14 protein-coding genes are annotated in these 14,418 nt (G+C 71.7%); 2 read left to right on the top strand and 12 right to left on the bottom strand.

Annotated elements, in window-relative coordinates; genetic code table 11:
- Positions 1-6 precede the first annotated feature (6 nt).
- The 3 genes from SMD20_RS12155 to SMD20_RS12165 are packed head-to-tail and all read right to left on the bottom strand — an operon-like array spanning position 7 to position 3,136.
- Positions 7-1,269 carry an ABC transporter permease gene (locus tag SMD20_RS12155; protein WP_329579246.1) on the bottom strand — a complete coding sequence of 421 codons (1,263 nt, stop codon included), beginning with the start codon at positions 1,267-1,269 and terminating at the stop codon, positions 7-9.
- Positions 1,266-2,015 (bottom strand): ABC transporter ATP-binding protein, encoded by a 750-nt coding sequence (locus tag SMD20_RS12160; protein ID WP_329579249.1) that lies wholly within the window; start codon positions 2,013-2,015, stop codon positions 1,266-1,268. Before SMD20_RS12160 ends, SMD20_RS12155 begins: the two co-directional genes overlap by 4 nt.
- Positions 2,012-3,136, bottom strand: coding sequence for an efflux RND transporter periplasmic adaptor subunit (locus SMD20_RS12165; protein WP_329579253.1), 1,125 nt, complete (start codon positions 3,134-3,136; stop codon positions 2,012-2,014). The genes SMD20_RS12160 and SMD20_RS12165 overlap by 4 nt, the downstream gene beginning before the upstream one ends.
- A 194-nt stretch (positions 3,137-3,330) precedes the next feature.
- On the opposite strand from SMD20_RS12165, the gene SMD20_RS12170 reads away from it, so the two are divergent.
- Entirely contained in the window at positions 3,331-4,950 is a 1,620-nt protein-coding gene (locus tag SMD20_RS12170) for an efflux RND transporter periplasmic adaptor subunit (protein WP_329579256.1), read from the top strand.
- A 46-nt stretch (positions 4,951-4,996) separates the two neighbouring features.
- Here the strand turns inward: SMD20_RS12170 and SMD20_RS12175 are convergent, their stop codons facing one another.
- The 3 genes from SMD20_RS12175 to SMD20_RS12185 form a co-directional block, all read right to left on the bottom strand.
- Positions 4,997-6,547 carry an alkaline phosphatase D family protein gene (locus SMD20_RS12175; RefSeq protein WP_329579259.1) on the bottom strand — a complete coding sequence of 517 codons (1,551 nt, stop codon included), beginning with the start codon at positions 6,545-6,547 and terminating at the stop codon, positions 4,997-4,999.
- A 75-nt stretch (positions 6,548-6,622) separates the two neighbouring features.
- Positions 6,623-7,216 (bottom strand): HAD family hydrolase, encoded by a 594-nt coding sequence (locus SMD20_RS12180; protein WP_329579262.1) that lies wholly within the window; start codon positions 7,214-7,216, stop codon positions 6,623-6,625.
- Positions 7,213-8,040: a hypothetical protein gene (locus SMD20_RS12185; RefSeq protein ID WP_329579265.1), complete on the bottom strand. Its 828-nt coding sequence runs from the start codon at positions 8,038-8,040 to the stop codon at positions 7,213-7,215. The genes SMD20_RS12180 and SMD20_RS12185 overlap by 4 nt, the downstream gene beginning before the upstream one ends.
- A gap of 101 nt (positions 8,041-8,141) precedes the next feature.
- On the opposite strand from SMD20_RS12185, the gene arfB reads away from it, so the two are divergent.
- Positions 8,142-8,549 (top strand): alternative ribosome rescue aminoacyl-tRNA hydrolase ArfB, encoded by a 408-nt coding sequence (arfB, locus tag SMD20_RS12190; protein WP_329579268.1) that lies wholly within the window; start codon positions 8,142-8,144, stop codon positions 8,547-8,549.
- A 24-nt stretch (positions 8,550-8,573) separates the two neighbouring features.
- Here the strand turns inward: arfB and SMD20_RS12195 are convergent, their stop codons facing one another.
- From SMD20_RS12195 to SMD20_RS12220, 6 genes are all read right to left on the bottom strand, one after another.
- Complete coding sequence (locus SMD20_RS12195) at positions 8,574-9,191, bottom strand: NADPH-dependent FMN reductase (protein ID WP_329579271.1); 618 nt, start codon at positions 9,189-9,191, stop codon at positions 8,574-8,576.
- A 116-nt stretch (positions 9,192-9,307) separates the two neighbouring features.
- Positions 9,308-11,287: an ABC1 kinase family protein gene (locus tag SMD20_RS12200; RefSeq protein ID WP_329579273.1), complete on the bottom strand. Its 1,980-nt coding sequence runs from the start codon at positions 11,285-11,287 to the stop codon at positions 9,308-9,310.
- A gap of 111 nt (positions 11,288-11,398) precedes the next feature.
- On the bottom strand, positions 11,399-12,325 hold the full coding sequence (locus tag SMD20_RS12205) for an acyl-ACP desaturase (RefSeq protein ID WP_329579276.1): 927 nt from the start codon (positions 12,323-12,325) through the stop codon (positions 11,399-11,401).
- Positions 12,326-12,480: 155 nt separating this feature from the next.
- Entirely contained in the window at positions 12,481-12,879 is a 399-nt protein-coding gene (locus SMD20_RS12210) for a hypothetical protein (protein ID WP_329579278.1), read from the bottom strand.
- A gap of 189 nt (positions 12,880-13,068) precedes the next feature.
- The gene (locus SMD20_RS12215; RefSeq protein ID WP_329579280.1) at positions 13,069-13,656 is read right to left on the bottom strand and encodes a hypothetical protein; all 588 of its coding nucleotides are present in this window, start codon (positions 13,654-13,656) and stop codon (positions 13,069-13,071) included.
- A 127-nt stretch (positions 13,657-13,783) separates the two neighbouring features.
- Complete coding sequence (locus SMD20_RS12220; protein WP_329579283.1) at positions 13,784-14,410, bottom strand: hypothetical protein; 627 nt, start codon at positions 14,408-14,410, stop codon at positions 13,784-13,786.
- Between the last annotated feature and the right edge of the window lie 8 nt (positions 14,411-14,418).

Below are 14,418 nucleotides of genomic sequence, written 5' to 3' on the forward strand. Positions count from 1 at the left end.
CTCTCCTTATTCGTGGCGCAGGGCCTGGATCGGCCGGAGCTTGGCCGCCCGGTTTGCCGGATAACTGCCGAAGAACAGACCGATGCCCACCGACACGCCCAGGGCCAGCGCCACCGACGACGGCACGAGGACCGGCTCGATGCCGGCGATGCTGAACCTGGTGCCGATGAAAGCCACCAGCACGCCCGACAACCCGCCCACCAGGCTCAGCAGGGTGGCCTCCACCAGGAACTGGCCCAGGATCGCGCCGCGCGGCGCGCCGATCGCCTTGCGGATGCCGATCTCGCGGGTGCGCTCGGTGACCGTCACCAGCATGATGTTGGTGATGCCGATGCCGCCCACCAGCAGCGAGATCGCGGCGACCGCGCCGAGCAGCACGGTGAAGGTGCCGGTCGCCTCACTGACGGTCTCCTGCAACGTGGCCTGGTTGAGTATTCGGTAGTCGGGGTTGTTGCCGGTGATGCCATGTCGTTGGTTGAGAATAGCGGTGACCTCGGACTGCGCCGTCGTGGTGGTGCCGGCGCCGGTCGCCTGGACGACGATCTGGCCGAGCGAGCCGAACCCGCTCAGGCTCTGCTGCACGGCCGGCAGCGGCGCGATCGCGATGTCGTCGGCGTCCTGCATGCCGGTGGACCCGGCCTCCTTGAGCACCCCGACCACCGTGAACGGCACCCCGGACACGCTGACCTGCCTGCCGATCGGGTCCACCGTGCCGAACAGCTCCTCGACGACGGTCCGGCCGAGCACCACGACCTTCCGCGCGGCCAGCACGTCGTCGTTGAAGAAGTACGTGCCCTGGGCGACGGGCTTGTTCATCGCCTCGAAGTAGCTGGGATAGGTGCCGACGAACTGGGAGATCGCGTGGCTGGCCGGTCCGTACGCGGCCGTGGCCGAGGAGGCGTTCACGACCGGCGAGACGCTCTTGACCGACGGCGCGAGCGTCCGGTCGGTCAGCGCCTTGGCGTCGGCCAGGGTGAGCTGCCTGGCCTGGGTACGCGGCCCGGTGTTGCCGCCCCCGCCCGTCCCGGCACGGAAACCGCCGCCCCCACCGCCGCCGCCGCCGCCCGAGAACGACGGGGAGATCGTGAGGGTGTTCGCGCCGAGGCGCTGGATGTTCTGCTGGATCGAGCGGGAGGAGCCCTCGCCGACCGCGACCAGCAGGATGACCGCCGCCACGCCGATGAGGATGCCGAGCGTGGTCAGCGCGCTGCGCATCTTGTTGGCCAGCAGGCCGCGCAGCGCGAAGCGGAGGATCTCGAACTGGTTCATCCGGCGGCCGTCCTCGGGGGCGGGCCGTCCACCGGCGCCTGCCTGCGGTCCTCGACGACCTCGCCGTCCACCAGGCGGATCACCCGTTTGGCGTGCGCGGCGACGTCGTCCTCGTGCGTGATGCAGACGATCGTGCGGCCGGCCGCGCTGAGCCGGTCCAGGATCTGGAGCACGTCGTTCGTGGAGGCGGTGTCCAGGTTGCCGGTCGGCTCGTCGGCCAGCAGCAGGGCCGGCGCGGTGACCAGCGCCCGCGCCACGGCGACGCGCTGCTGCTGGCCGCCGGAGAGCTGGTTCGGCTCGTGGTGCACGCGGTCGCGCAGGCCGACCTCCTCCAGCGCGGCCAGCGCGCGGGCGCGCCGCTCGGCCTGGGGGACGCCGCCGTACACGAGCGGCAGCTCGACGTTGGCCAGCGCGCTCATGCGCGGGATCAGGTTGAAGGACTGGAAGACGAACCCGACCCGCCGGTTGCGCAGGATCGCGAGCTGCCGCTCGTCCAGGCGGCCCACGTCGGCCCCGTCGATCAGGTACGTCCCGGAGGTCGGCACGTCGAGGCAGCCGAGGATGTTCATGAGCGTGGACTTGCCGGAGCCGGAGGCGCCCATGATGGCCACGTAGTCGCCCTGCTGGACGTCCAGGCTGACGCCGCGCAGGGCGCGGACCCTGGCGTCGCCCTCGCCGTACTCCTTGACCAGGTTCCGTACCCGGAGGACCGGCACGTCCTCCACGACGCGCAGCCCGGCGGTCATCGCCCGCCCCCAGGAACGCCGCCACCGCCGGGCACCCCGCCGCCGCCGGGGAAGCCGCCGCCGAAGCGGCCGTTGCCGCCCTGCATGGTGCCGGTCGAGGCGGCCGGGGGCACGATCTGGTCGCCCTCCGAGACGCCCGACTTGATCTCGGTCAGGGTCGTGCCCTGGACGCCGACCTCCACCGGGGTCCGTGTCTGGCGGCCCTGCTGCTGGAGCACGGTGACGGTGGTCTGGCCACCGCTCGTGGAGATCGCCGTGGACGGGACGGCGACGACGTTCTCCGCGCGGCCGGTGACGACCTCGACGGTGGCGGTCTGGCCCAGCCGGACCTCGTCGGGCACCTCGGTGAACGTCACCGTGACCGGGTACTGGACGACGTTGTTGCTGGTGGTGGCGACCGGCTCGATCTGGGTGACCTTGCCGGTGGCGCTCACGCCGGGCAGCGCGTCGAACGTGACCGTGGCGCTCTGGCCCTTCTTCAGCTTGCCGACGTCGGACTCGGTGAAGGTGCCGACGAGCTGCAGCTTGGTGGCGTCGGCGAGCTCGACGAAGCCGGAGCCGGAGCCGGAGCCGGACGTGGAGGTGGACCCGCTGGAGCTCTGCGACTGACCCTGCCCCGCGCTGCTCTGGCCGCCCGAGCCGCCGGCGTTCGCGCCGACCGAGCCGTTGACGGCCGTGACGGTGCCGCCGAAGGGGGCTTTCAGCACGGTGGCGGCGACCGTCCGCTGCGCCTCACGGTAGGAGTTGCGGGCCTTCACGTAGGCGGCGTAGAGCTGCGCCGTGTCCGTGCCGTCGGCGAGGGCGCTGTCGTAGGCGGCCTTGGCCGCCGACAGGTTCTCCTGGGCGGCGGCGTCGTCCAGCCGGGCCAGGAGCTGGCCCTTGCTCACCTTGTCCCCGGCCTTGACGTAGATCTTCTCGACCGTGCCGGACGTGCCGAAGGACAGGGCGCGGAACCTGGCGCTCTCGACCGCGCCCGTGGCGGACACCGCGGCCACGACCGTTCCGCGGCTCGCCGTCACCGTCCGGACGGCGCTCTCGCTCGCCGCCTCCTCCGTACCGAGCTGGGAGTAGGCGAACGCGGCCCCGCCCAGCAGGAGCACCGCCAGCGCTCCGTTGGTCATCAGCGCTCCGCGGCTCTTGCGCGATCTGCGCCTGTTCGACACCTTCACGAGCCGTGACCCTTGCACACCAGGCTGCGCCGCAGCCGCGAGCAAGCTGAACGTTCGCTGACAGCGGGCCCGCCCCGGCGGGCGCACAGAAAACTTGCAGGCTGCTCGCAGGCTGCCGCGAACCTGCTTCGCCAGGATGATCCGTCATGAGACGGACTTTCGCGCTGGGCGGGCTCGCCCTGGTCGTGCTCGCCGCCGGGTCGGGCGTGGCCGTGCTCGCGTTGCGCGACGACTCCCCCGCCGCCGTCCAGGTACGGCTCGCCGCGGCGCAGCGCGGGCAGGTCACGGCGGTGGTGAGCGCCGCGGGCAACACCGTGGACGGCTCCCGCCGCGACCTGGCCTTCGGCTCCTCCGGCACCGTCACCAAGGTGTACGTCAAGACGGGGGCCAAGGTGAAGAAGGGCCAGGTCCTGGCCCGGATCGACGGGCGGGAGGCGCGGGAGGCGTACGAGGCGGCCAAGGCCGACCTGGCGGCGGCCGAGGAGGCACTGGACAAGGCGTCCACCACCACGACGTCCACGTCCCCGAACACGTCCACGGGCACCTCCGCGACGCGCGGCGGCACGAGGAACGGCGGCACGGACTGCACCCCCGCCGGCAGCCGGCCCTCCGTCACCACGTCCGCCCGTCCCGCTGGAACCCCCTCGGCCACCCCGACCACCGGCCGGACCAGCGCCGCCCCCGTCGCCGACGGCCCCGCGGGGGGCGCGCTGCTCGGTCCCGTCCGATCCCCCGGCACCGACCACGGCGGCACGACTTCGCCGACGCCCGAGCCGACCCGTACCCCGCGTCCCACGGCCACGCCGACCGTCACCCCGACCACCAGGCCGACCGACGGGCCCACCGAGCCTGAGCCTCAGCCCACGGTGACCGTCACCGCCACCGTGACGGCCACGGTCACGGTCACGGTCATCGCCCCACCCCAGGACGACGGGACGCGACAGACCGACCGCCCGGCGGCCTCCGGCTCCCCCACGGCCAGGCCGTCCGCCACGAAGAAGCAGACCACCACCGGCAAACCCTCGGCCCGCCCCAGCACCGGCTCCTGCACCCCGTCCACCGTTCCATCGGCGGGCCCGTCCACAGGCGGCACACCGAGGACCGGCGGCCAGGGCACCAGCAAGGAGCAGGCCGCCGCGAACGTGGACCGCGCCGAAGCCGCCCTGGAGGAGGCCGCCGACGCCGTGCGCGCCACCCGCATCGTCGCCCCGGCGGCGGGCACGGTCCTCTCGGTGGCGGGCGCGCCCGGCGACCAGGCCGGCACCGGCACCTTCATCAGCCTGGGCGACCTGGACGAGCTGCAGGTCCAGGCCATGGTGACCGAGTCCGACGTGAACCGGCTGCAGCTCGGCCAGCAGGCCGGGATCACCCTGGCGACCCGCCCGGGCGAGCGTTACACGGGCACGGTGACGGCGATCGCGCCGACCGCGACGAGGGACGGCCAGCTCGTCCGCTACTCGGTCACCCTCGCCTTCGACAAGCCGCCGACCGGCCTGATGCTGGGGCAGACGGCCTCGGTGACCGTCACCACGGACGCGGCCGCGGACGCGATCTACGTCCCGGCGGCGGCGGTCCGCAGCAGGCCGGACGGCGCCCAGGTGATCACCGTCCGGTCCGACGGCCGCGACCTGGCCAAGGTGGTGGAGACGGGCGTGCGCGGCGACCAGTACGTCGAGGTCACCTCGGGCCTGACGGAGCGCGACCAGGTGGTGATCTCGGACGGCACGACGGGCGAGTTCCCCGACGGCGCCTGGCCCGACGCCTGACGCGCCCAGCGTCCCATGATCCCCGGGCCGCGGATTGAGCGGATCCTCAGTTTGCTCTCAGCGGGCGTTCAGGGAGTCGGCCGTCAGGGTGAGCCGGTGCGACGTCTTGGCGGGGGGCGCCGCGCCGGGAGACGCGGTCGAGCGTACGGAAGTCGACCGACAGCTCGTCCCCGGTGAGCCGGGCCATGAGGTAGCCGCGGCGCTGGTCGATGTAGGAGAAGTGGGGGTTCTCCCGCAGCGTGGCGGCGATCCACTCCCGGTCGCGGTAGCCGTCGCCGTCGCTGGCGATGGACGAGGTGATCAGCTCCTTGGCGACGACCGGCGAGTCCGGGTCGTCGAAGTCGGGCTTGAGCTCGGCCAGGTGGTGCATGTGGGCGTCGCCGGTCAGCACCACCGGGTTCGAGGTACGGGACAGCGCGCCGAGCAGGCGGGTGCGCTCGGCGGCGTACCCGTCCCAGGAGTCCAGGTTGACCTCACGGCCAGGGCCGGTCCTGAAATCGCGCTGGGCCACCATGATCTGCTGGCCGAGCAGGTTCCAGCGGGCGGTGGAGCCGTGCAGGCCGTCCTCCAGCCAGCGCCACTGGTCGCGGCCGAGCAGGGTCCTCCCGCCGGACAGCCGCTCGTCGCAGCCCGCCCGTACGCCGTCCAGGCACGCCTGGTCGTCGCGGAACTGCCGGGTGTCGAGCAGGTGGAAGCGGGCCAGCGTGCCCCAGGAGACGCGCCGGTTCACCCGCAGCGAGGTGCCCCGCAGGCTGGCGCGGCGCAGCGGCATGTTCTCGTAGTAGGCGCGGAACGCGTGCGCCCGCCGGTCGGCGAAGCCGGTCGCGCCGGTGCTGGAGACCTCGCCGGCCCAGTTGTTCTCCACCTCGTGGTCGTCGAAGGCCACCAGCCACGGCGCGCCCGCGTGCGCCCGCTGCAGGTCGGGGTCGCTCTTGTACTGGGCGTGGCGCAGGCGGTAGTCGGCCAGGGTGCGGCACTTGCCCGGCGTGTGGGTGCGGACGCGGCCGGCCAGGGCGGTGTAGCCGCTGGGGCCGTACTCGTACATGTAGTCGCCGAGGAACACCACGAGGTCGGGCTCCTGCTCGGCGAGGCGGCGGTAGGCGGTGTAGTAGCCGTGCTCGTAGTGCGCGCAGGCGGCGACGGCGAACGTGAGCGGCGTCGCCGCGCCGGTCGGCGTGGTACGGGTGCGGCCGGCCGGGGACAGCCGGCCCTCGGCACGGAAGCGGTAGAAGTACTCGCGGCCGGGCTCCAGGCCGGACAGCTCGACGTGCACGCTGTGGGCGTCGCGGGCGCGGGCGGTGGCGGTGCCCGAACGGACGACCTTGGAGAAACGTTCGTCGGCCGCGACCTGCCAGTCCACCTCGACGTCGCGGGAGGGCATGCCGCCGCGGCCGTCGCCGCCGAGGGGGTCGGCGGCGAGCCGGGTCCACAGCACGAAGCCGTCGGCCGAGGGGTCGCCGGAGGCCACGCCGAGCGTGAACGGGTCGGAGCGGAGGGTTCGGGAGGCTCTGGACGGGGCAGCCGAGGCGGGGGCGGCCCACGCCGGTGAGGTGACGAGGCCGGCCGCCGCTGCGGTCAGGAAGGCTCTGCGGTCCACGTACCAGGTATGTCCGGCCGTGCTGACCCGCCCGTGGCCGGGGAGTCAAGGCCCGGTGAACAGCAACGGTCGTCCTCAGGCGGCCAGGACGGCCCGGAGGCCGGCGCGCAGATCGGCGGAGCCGGTGTAGAGCAGGCCGGTCATGCCCGCGCGTTCCGCGCCCTCGACGTTCTCGGGGCGGTCGTCGATGAAGACGACGTCGGCGGGGTCGGTGTCGAGCGCGCGGGCGACCTCGTCGTAGATCTCCCGGTCCGGTTTCACCAGGCCCATTCTGCCGCTGTAGAACCGTCGTTCGATGGCGGCGATCCACGGCAGCTCGTCCAGGCCGTCGCCGAGGCAGATCGGCGCGTTGGACAGCAGGGCCACGTCGCAGCCGTCGGCCAGCAGTTCGCCGAGCAGCGCGACGGTGCCCTGGTCCGGATGGGCCCAGCCGGCGAGGTCCATGGCGACCAGGCGGGCGACCTCGGTATGGGTGACGGGCCGGCCGAGCACCGCGGCCCAGTAGGCGTGCGGGGTCAGGTCGGCCCGGTCGAAGTCCAGCCGGTGCCGCCAGTAGCCGTTCAGGAACGCCTCGGGGTCGGCGTTCATCGCGCGGGCCATCTCCAGGGTGTCGGCCTCGGGCTGGGGCAGCGACAGCACGCCGCCGTAGTCGAACACGATCCAGGTCATGCCAGGAATGGTCGCAGATGCGGGTCGAGCGCGGGACAACCCAGGTACTTCTCGGCCGTGTGGAAGTCGAGCCAGTCGAGGTTGACCAGCTCCTCGGCGTCCACGCCGGTGAAGCAGCCGCCCAGGCCGGGCGGGATGGCGGCGATGTCGTCCTTGTCGGCGATGTTCACCCAGCGGGCCACGCCGGGCGGGCGCTCGCCGCGGCCGTTGATGGGGGCGGGCAGCAGGCGCTCGAAGACGACGTTGCGCATGCCGAGCGGGCTGCCGAGGGTGATCAGCAGCTCGATCCGCAGGTCGGGGTTGGCCCATAAGGTCTCGTACGCGACGACGCTCCCGAGCGAGTGCGCGATGACCACTTTGGGACGGTTGCGACGGACCGTCTCGGCCACGGCCTGGCGGCACCGCTCGCGCCTGGCCCCGTCGGTGAGATAGGCCGCCACCTCGGGCGCGAAGAGCTCGGCGAAGGCCGTGGACCGGGCGTCGAGCCTGGTCAGCAGCCATCCGGTGAACGTCCTGAGCGCGCCCGTGACCTGCTCGCCCAGCCCTCGGTTGCGCGCCCATTCCAGCAGGACCTGCTGGGCGGGGGCGTCCATGGCGGCCAGGGATCGCGCCCGCGCCCCGCCGTCCCGCAGCAGGTGGGAGAAGTACGCGACCTCGCTGAAGTAGCGTCCGTTCCCCTTGCCGCCGAGGGCCGCGTGCAGGTAGCGGTCCCACTTGACCCGCATGGCCTCCGCCGCCCCGGCGGCCGAGCCCGCCTCCTGGAAGTAGTCGTACTTGCCGATGCCGTGCACCCCGACGATGACCGCCACTCCTGCCTCCCTCATGCCGTGTCCAAGGAAATACCGTTGCTATCGGCATATGTCATCCAGATACGGTGACACTCGTTCCAAGGACGCATGGTCCCATCCCGACAGGAGTTCCGCTCATGACCGGCCCGCTGGTCGTCAACGACGCCGTCGTCATCCCCGACGCCGAGCTCGTCTGGCGCTTCTCGCGTTCGTCGGGGCCCGGCGGCCAGGGCGTCAACACCACCGACAGCCGGGTGGAGCTGACCTTCGACGTGGCGGCGAGCACGGCGCTGCCGCCCGCGCTCAAGCAGCGGGCGCTCGACCGGCTGGGGTCGTCCACGGTGACGATCGCCGCCTCCGAGTACCGTTCGCAGCTCAGGAACCGGGAGGCCGCCACGCAGCGGCTGGCCCAGCGGCTGCGCGAGGCCATCGCCCCGCCGCCGAAGCGGCGGCGCCCGACCAAGCCCAGCAGGGGCTCCGTCGAGCGCCGCATCGCCGCCAAGAAGCAGCGCTCGGACGTCAAACGGCTGCGCCGCGGCCTCTGAGCCGGCGCTCTCCAGGAAGAGGGTTCAGCGGGAGAGCACGGGCTCGCGCACCTCGGTCCCGATCACGTCCATCTCGACCGCGCACAGCCCGAGCGCGGGCTCCATGACCTCGTCAAGGCCGGGTTCCGCCGGCTCGGCGGCCGGGCACAGCTGACCGATCACGTCACGTACCTGCTCGCGCAGGACCGGGTCGGCGAGGCGGCCGCGCTCGTCGAAGTGCCGGCAGCCGGGCAGGATCACCAGCTCGGTGCCCGTCACCACGGCCCCGGCGTGCTGCAGCCTCTTGTACAGCTCCGCCTGCGCCCACATCGCCCCGCACGCCCGCGCGCTCGCGCTCATCACCGCGACCAGCCTGCCCGCCAGCACCCCGGAAGCCGTCAGCCAGTCGAGGGTGTCGATCAGCTCGTCCGGCAGCAGGCTGTGCTCGGGCGCCGTCACCACCACCGCGTCCGCCGCCAGGATCAGCCGGGTGAGCTCCCGTACGGGCGCGGGCACCGGCCCCGGCTCGTACGGCGGCATCTCCCCCAACCCGGACCACACCTCGAAACCGACGTCCTCGGGCAACTCACCGCCCGCCGCTCCCAGCAGCCTGTTGACGAACGATCCGGCGTGCAGGCCGGCGGCGATGCCGATGATTTTCACCCTCTGCTCCCAAGGGGTTCCGGTTTACCGGAAACCTGCCCGATGCGTAGGTTGTCCAAGACCATGCCCCGGTCAAGAGTGGTTTCCGCGCCGCAGCTCTACCCCTGGTGCGGAAGTTATTCCTCGGATTCCGGATGTCTCCGGAAGATCGGCGCGAGCACCCGCAACGTGAGGATCGCCGAGATCATCAGCAGGTTGTATCCGATGAGGTGGTACAACGTCGCCCCCGGCATGATCTGCGGCCCGCCGTCGTTGCCGAGCAGCATCACCCCCATGACGCCCGACGTGGCCCCGAGCACCGTCAGCAGCACCTGGTGCAGCAGCCCGGTCAGGTAGCGGCGGTCGCGCTCGTCGGCCAGCAGCCGCACGTTGAACGCCAGCCGGCCGTGCTCGGCGGCGCTGGCGATGCGCTCGACCCGGCGCGGCAGGCGGCGCAGCATCGGCAGCAGCGCGGCCAGCTCCTGCGTGAGCGTCTCCCGCACCGCGGCCGGCTCGGCCCGCTCGGCGATGTGGCGGCCGGCGAACGCGCGGGCCTCGCCGATGAGGTCGAAGCCCGGCGACAGGCGCACCAGCGTGCCCTCCAGCGTGGCCAGCGCGCGGAAGACGGCCGCCACCTCCGGCGGCACGGACAGCCCGTACGCCGTGACGATCCTGAACAGGTCGGTGAACATCTGGACGCTGTCCATGCCCGGCCCCAGATGGCGGGCCATGAACTGGCCGAGCGCGCGTTCCAGCGCGGCCTCGTCGATGTCCTCGGGGCGGGGCACCACCTCCAGCAGGGCGTCGGTGACGCCGAGCGGGTCCTGGCGGTCCATGGCGAGCAGGAAACGTTGCAGGGCGGAGCGGACCGCGGCGTCCAGGCGGCCGACCGAGCCGAAGTCGAGCAGGCCCAGGGCGCCGTCGTCGAGCAGCATGAGGTTGCCGGGATGCGGGTCGGCGTGGAAGACGCCCTCCACGAGGATCTGGCGGAGCAGGCAGTCGAGGAGGTCGCGGGCCAGGCGCGGGCCGTCCTCGGGCGCGGCCTCGGTGACCGGCCGCCCCGACAGCCGCCGCATGACCAGCACCTGCTCGGTGCAGAGCGCCGTCATCGGCGCCGGGTACCGGACGCGCGGGCCGCCCTCCGCGCCGCCGGGTGGCTGCGGCGCGGTGACGGCGGCCATGTTGGCGGCCTCCACGCGGAAGTCCAGCTCCTCGCGGATGGCCGCCGCGAACCCCTCCGCGAGGTCGCGCAAGCCCAGCGAACGTCCCCACCGGGTGCGGGACTCCAGCGTGGCCGCCAGCCGCCGGACGATGTCGAGGTCCTTGGCCACCACGCTCCCGATGCCCGGCCTGCGTACCTTGACGACGACGTCCTCGCCGCCGGGCAGCCGGGCGGCGTGGACCTGCCCGATGGAGGCGGCGGCCAGCGGCGTACGGTCGAAGGCGGCGAAGACCTCCTCCACCGGCGCGCCCAGCTCCGCCACCAGCACCGGCTCGATCTGCGCCCACGGCGCCGGGACCACCTGGTCCTGCAGCCGCCCCAGCTCCTCGACGAACTCGGCGGGCAGCAGGTCACGCCGCGTGGACAGCACCTGGCCGAGCTTGACGAACGTGACGCCGCCCTCGTCCAGCGCCTCCCGCAGCGATCTGGCCAGGCGTACCTTGCCGGGACGGTCCTCCAGCCGCTCGCCCCGGCCGCGCAGGTAGGGGCCGAGGCCGTGCTTGATCGCGATCCGGGTGATCTGCGAGTAGCGGCGGGCCCGCGAGACCCGTCCTCGTACCGATCGCAGCAGTTCCACCGGCCCCGGCAGCGAGCCGGGCGGGACCAGCGCCTCGGCCAGCACCAGCAGCACCATGGGGATGAGCACCATGGCCATCGTGGCGAGCAGCAGGACGCCCAGCGCGCCCGCGTCCGGCACCTGACCGTCCGCCGGGATGTTCATGGCCGTCAGCAGCGGCCCGAGCAGCGGCTGCGCCAGCAGGAAGGCGGCCAGCGCGGCCACGAGCGTGCGGACCGCGCCGAACCTGACGCCCAGCAGCCGCTGCGCCGCCAGGGCGAGCAGGATGATCGTCAGTAACGCGAACAGGGCGATGAGCAACTCGGCCAGGACGTCCATGGGGCAGGATCATGGCACGTCCGGCTCGCGCGTCCCGCCACGGGCCGACCGTTCCCCGGACCGTCAGCCGGAACGGCCGTCAGCCGAGGCAGGCGTCAGCCGAGGCAGGCATCAGCCCAGGCGTGCTGCGGCGCGGGCGCGGCGCTCCTCCCGGCGCTCGACGAACCTGGCCGCCGTCGCCTCGGTCCTGTCCAGGAACGCGGCCAGCTCGTCGCGGGCGGCCTCACCCTCGGGGCCGAGCCCGGTCTTGTCGAACACCGACCACTGCCGCAGCACCGGCATGAGCACGTCGTCGAGGTGCAGGCGCAGGTCGTAGATGCCCTCGTTGGCGATGATGAGCGCCTTGCGGGTGAAGCCCTCCATGCCCTGGCCGGGCATCTGGAACGTCGTCACGACGTCGGTCACCGCGCGCATGGTCTGGCCCGGGTCGAGCTCGAAGGCCGCCTTGAGCAGGTTGCGGTAGAAGAGCATGTGGAGGTTCTCGTCGGCGGCGATGCGGGCGAGCAGGCGCTCGCAGCCCTCGTCGCCGGAGGCCCTGCCGGTGTTGCGGTGGGCGATGCGGGTCGCGAGCTCCTGGAAGGAGACGTAGGCGAGCTGCTGGAGCATGGTGCCGTACTCGGTGGTGAAGCCCTGCTCCATGTGGTGCATGCGGGCCCGCTCCAGCGCGACGGGATCGACCGCGCGGGTCACGGTGAGGTAGTCGCGGATGGCGGTGCCGTGCCGGTCCTCCTCGGCCGTCCAGCGGTGCACCCAGGTGCCCCACGCGCCGTCGCGGCCGAACGTGGTGGCGATCTCATGGTGGTAGCTGGGCAGGTTGTCCTCGGTCAGGAGGTTGACGATGAGGGACACACGGGCGGCCTCGGGGATCTTCGAGTCGCTCTCCTGCCACGCCTCGCCCCCGTAGATGCCGTCGAAGTCACGGCCTTCGCTCCACGGGATGTACTCGTGCGGGAACCACTCCTTGGCCATCTTCTCGTGGCGGTCCAGCTCGACGGCCACGACGGGCTCGAGCTCGTGCAGCAGCTCCGTCTGAGTCATCGCCATATATGATCTTCTCCTTCAGGTTACGGTACCGTAGGTTAGGCTACCTGAAGGACCTACCGGTCAAAGAGTGTGGGCGTCTATGACTCGGTGCTACTTTTTGTGCACGGTGTCCATTGTGTCCATGTCTGCCTTGCCCGGCGCGGTCCGGTTCAGTCGTCCTCCTGGGCCAGTAACCGGTCGAGCTTGATGCCGAGATCGAGCATTTCCGAACGTACGGACTCGAACTCCTGGGCCATCTCGGCCCGCACCCCGGCGAATCCCTCGGCCATGTCGGCGCGCAGCCCGGCGTCACCGCCGGAGCTCCTGGGCACCCGGACGAACGACGGGCCCATCGCGTGGCGCACGCCCTCGACCTCGGTCTGCAGGGCCGCGAGGTCCTGGCCCATCTCCAGGCAGACCTCGCCGATGCGGCCACGGAGAGCGGCTATCTCCTTCTGAAGGAACCGGGTCCGTTCGTTGATCTCGCGCAGCAGCTCCGCCTGCCGGGCCGCCGACGGGCTGCCCGACCTGTCGCGGTCCGCCTCCAGGTCCTCAACACGGAGCTTCAAGCCGAGAATCTCCGTCTGCACATCCACACACGCCCGCCTTCTCCCTCGCGTCCTTGTGTCCGTCCGATCGCTTTCTGTGACGATCGTAGCCAGCACAACCCCTCTGCGAGACCGGCTTTGCCCACATCAGACGCGTCGTGTCGAACATGCTGGAGCCCCCGACCCCTTCGGCCGAGGGCTCCCCCGCCCTTACGCGCTCAACTTCTCAAGGATCAGATCCACCTTGGAGTCCAGCTTCGTCACCTTCGCGTCCAGGTGGGTCACCTTCGCGTCCAGGTGGGTCACCTTCGCGTCCAGGTGGGTTACCTTCGCATCCAGGTGGGTCACCTTCGAATCGAGGTGAGTCACCTTCGTATCCAGATTGGTGACCCTCGCGTCCAGGCTGGTGACAGTGGCTCGGAGTTCGGACACCTCACCCTTGATCTCAGCGACGTCCCCTTGGAGATGGTTGATGTCGCCCTGCATCGTCGTGACATCACCCTGGAGGCGGGTGATGTCCCCCTGCATGGTCGTGACGTCCTTGCGGAGGTGCGTGATGTCGCCCTGCATCGTCGTGACATCACCCTGGAGATGGGTGATGTCGCCCTGCATGGTCGTGACGTCCTTGCGGAGGTGTGTGATGTCCTTCTGCATCTTCTCGGTGCGGACGTCGACGCGTTCGAAGAGCTTGAGGTGTCGGTCGAGCTCCTTGGTGTGGTCCGTCACGATGCCCCCCGTTTTCAGGAACTCCTCGATGTCGCCCACCCGGCGCTTCAGGCCGTCGATCTCGAATTCCACGTACAAGAGCCCCTCCAGTGCCTACAGTGACCGGTGGGACCTGGCTACGTAGTTTAGCCAGGTCCCTTTCTGCGCCAAGCGATGATTGCACAGAGTAGGCGGGTCGCGACCCTTCGTAGAAATACTCTCATCTTCGGTCCTCGATCTCCCAGAGGTGGTCGAGGACGTGCCAGGCGACGCGCCGCAGGGCGTAGCGGGGTGGCCAGGCGGTGGTGGCGGGTGGCTGCCAGGCGGATGACAGGGTGGCGGCGAGTTCCTGGCGCAGGGCGTCGCGGTCGGCGACCGACTTGTACGGCTTGTGCCGCACGTCGACCTTGCGGGCGAAGGCACGTTCGGCATCCACCACGTGACTCACGATCCGGTCGCGGTCGCGCCCGCCGCCGCGCGGGCCCTTGCGCAGTTCCTCGGGGGCGTTCCCCGCGACCTCGTCGAACAGGTCCCAGGCGGCGCGCATCAGCGCGACGTGGCGCTCGGCGTCGGCGGCGGGCAGCGGCTCCAGGTCCAGGTCGGGAACGACGACCGCGGGGACGCCGAAGTCCGTGGAGGTGTCGCCGGACACGCGGGCGACCACCTCCGGCTCCCCAGGCAGGAACGGGACGCCGGCCCGGTCGGCGACGACGCGGTAGCGGGCCTCGTAGTCCATCAGGCGGTCAAGGGCCGCCTCCTCGCTCTTGTCGGCGCGGGCCCAGCCGGGCCAGTCGAGCGAGCAGGCGAACACCTTCTTCCGCCCGATCTCCAGGTGAACGCGGTTCATGGCGTCAC

This window comes from Nonomuraea sp. LP-02, from assembly GCF_036289125.1.
GTDB lineage: Bacteria > Actinomycetota > Actinomycetes > Streptosporangiales > Streptosporangiaceae > Nonomuraea > Nonomuraea bangladeshensis.

Coding starts and splice junctions, on each gene's coding strand:
- SMD20_RS12155 (WP_329579246.1), bottom strand. CDS start 1,269: ATGAACCAGTTCGAGATCCTCCGCTTCGCGCTGCGCGGCCTGCTGGCC.
- SMD20_RS12160 (WP_329579249.1), bottom strand. CDS start 2,015: ATGACCGCCGGGCTGCGCGTCGTGGAGGACGTGCCGGTCCTCCGGGTA.
- SMD20_RS12165 (WP_329579253.1), bottom strand. CDS start 3,136: ATGACCAACGGAGCGCTGGCGGTGCTCCTGCTGGGCGGGGCCGCGTTC.
- SMD20_RS12170 (WP_329579256.1), top strand. CDS start 3,331: ATGAGACGGACTTTCGCGCTGGGCGGGCTCGCCCTGGTCGTGCTCGCC.
- SMD20_RS12180 (WP_329579262.1), bottom strand. CDS start 7,216: ATGACCTGGATCGTGTTCGACTACGGCGGCGTGCTGTCGCTGCCCCAG.
- SMD20_RS12185 (WP_329579265.1), bottom strand. CDS start 8,040: ATGAGGGAGGCAGGAGTGGCGGTCATCGTCGGGGTGCACGGCATCGGC.
- arfB (WP_329579268.1), top strand. CDS start 8,142: ATGACCGGCCCGCTGGTCGTCAACGACGCCGTCGTCATCCCCGACGCC.
- SMD20_RS12200 (WP_329579273.1), bottom strand. CDS start 11,287: ATGGACGTCCTGGCCGAGTTGCTCATCGCCCTGTTCGCGTTACTGACG.
- SMD20_RS12205 (WP_329579276.1), bottom strand. CDS start 12,325: ATGACTCAGACGGAGCTGCTGCACGAGCTCGAGCCCGTCGTGGCCGTC.
- SMD20_RS12220 (WP_329579283.1), bottom strand. CDS start 14,410: ATGAACCGCGTTCACCTGGAGATCGGGCGGAAGAAGGTGTTCGCCTGC.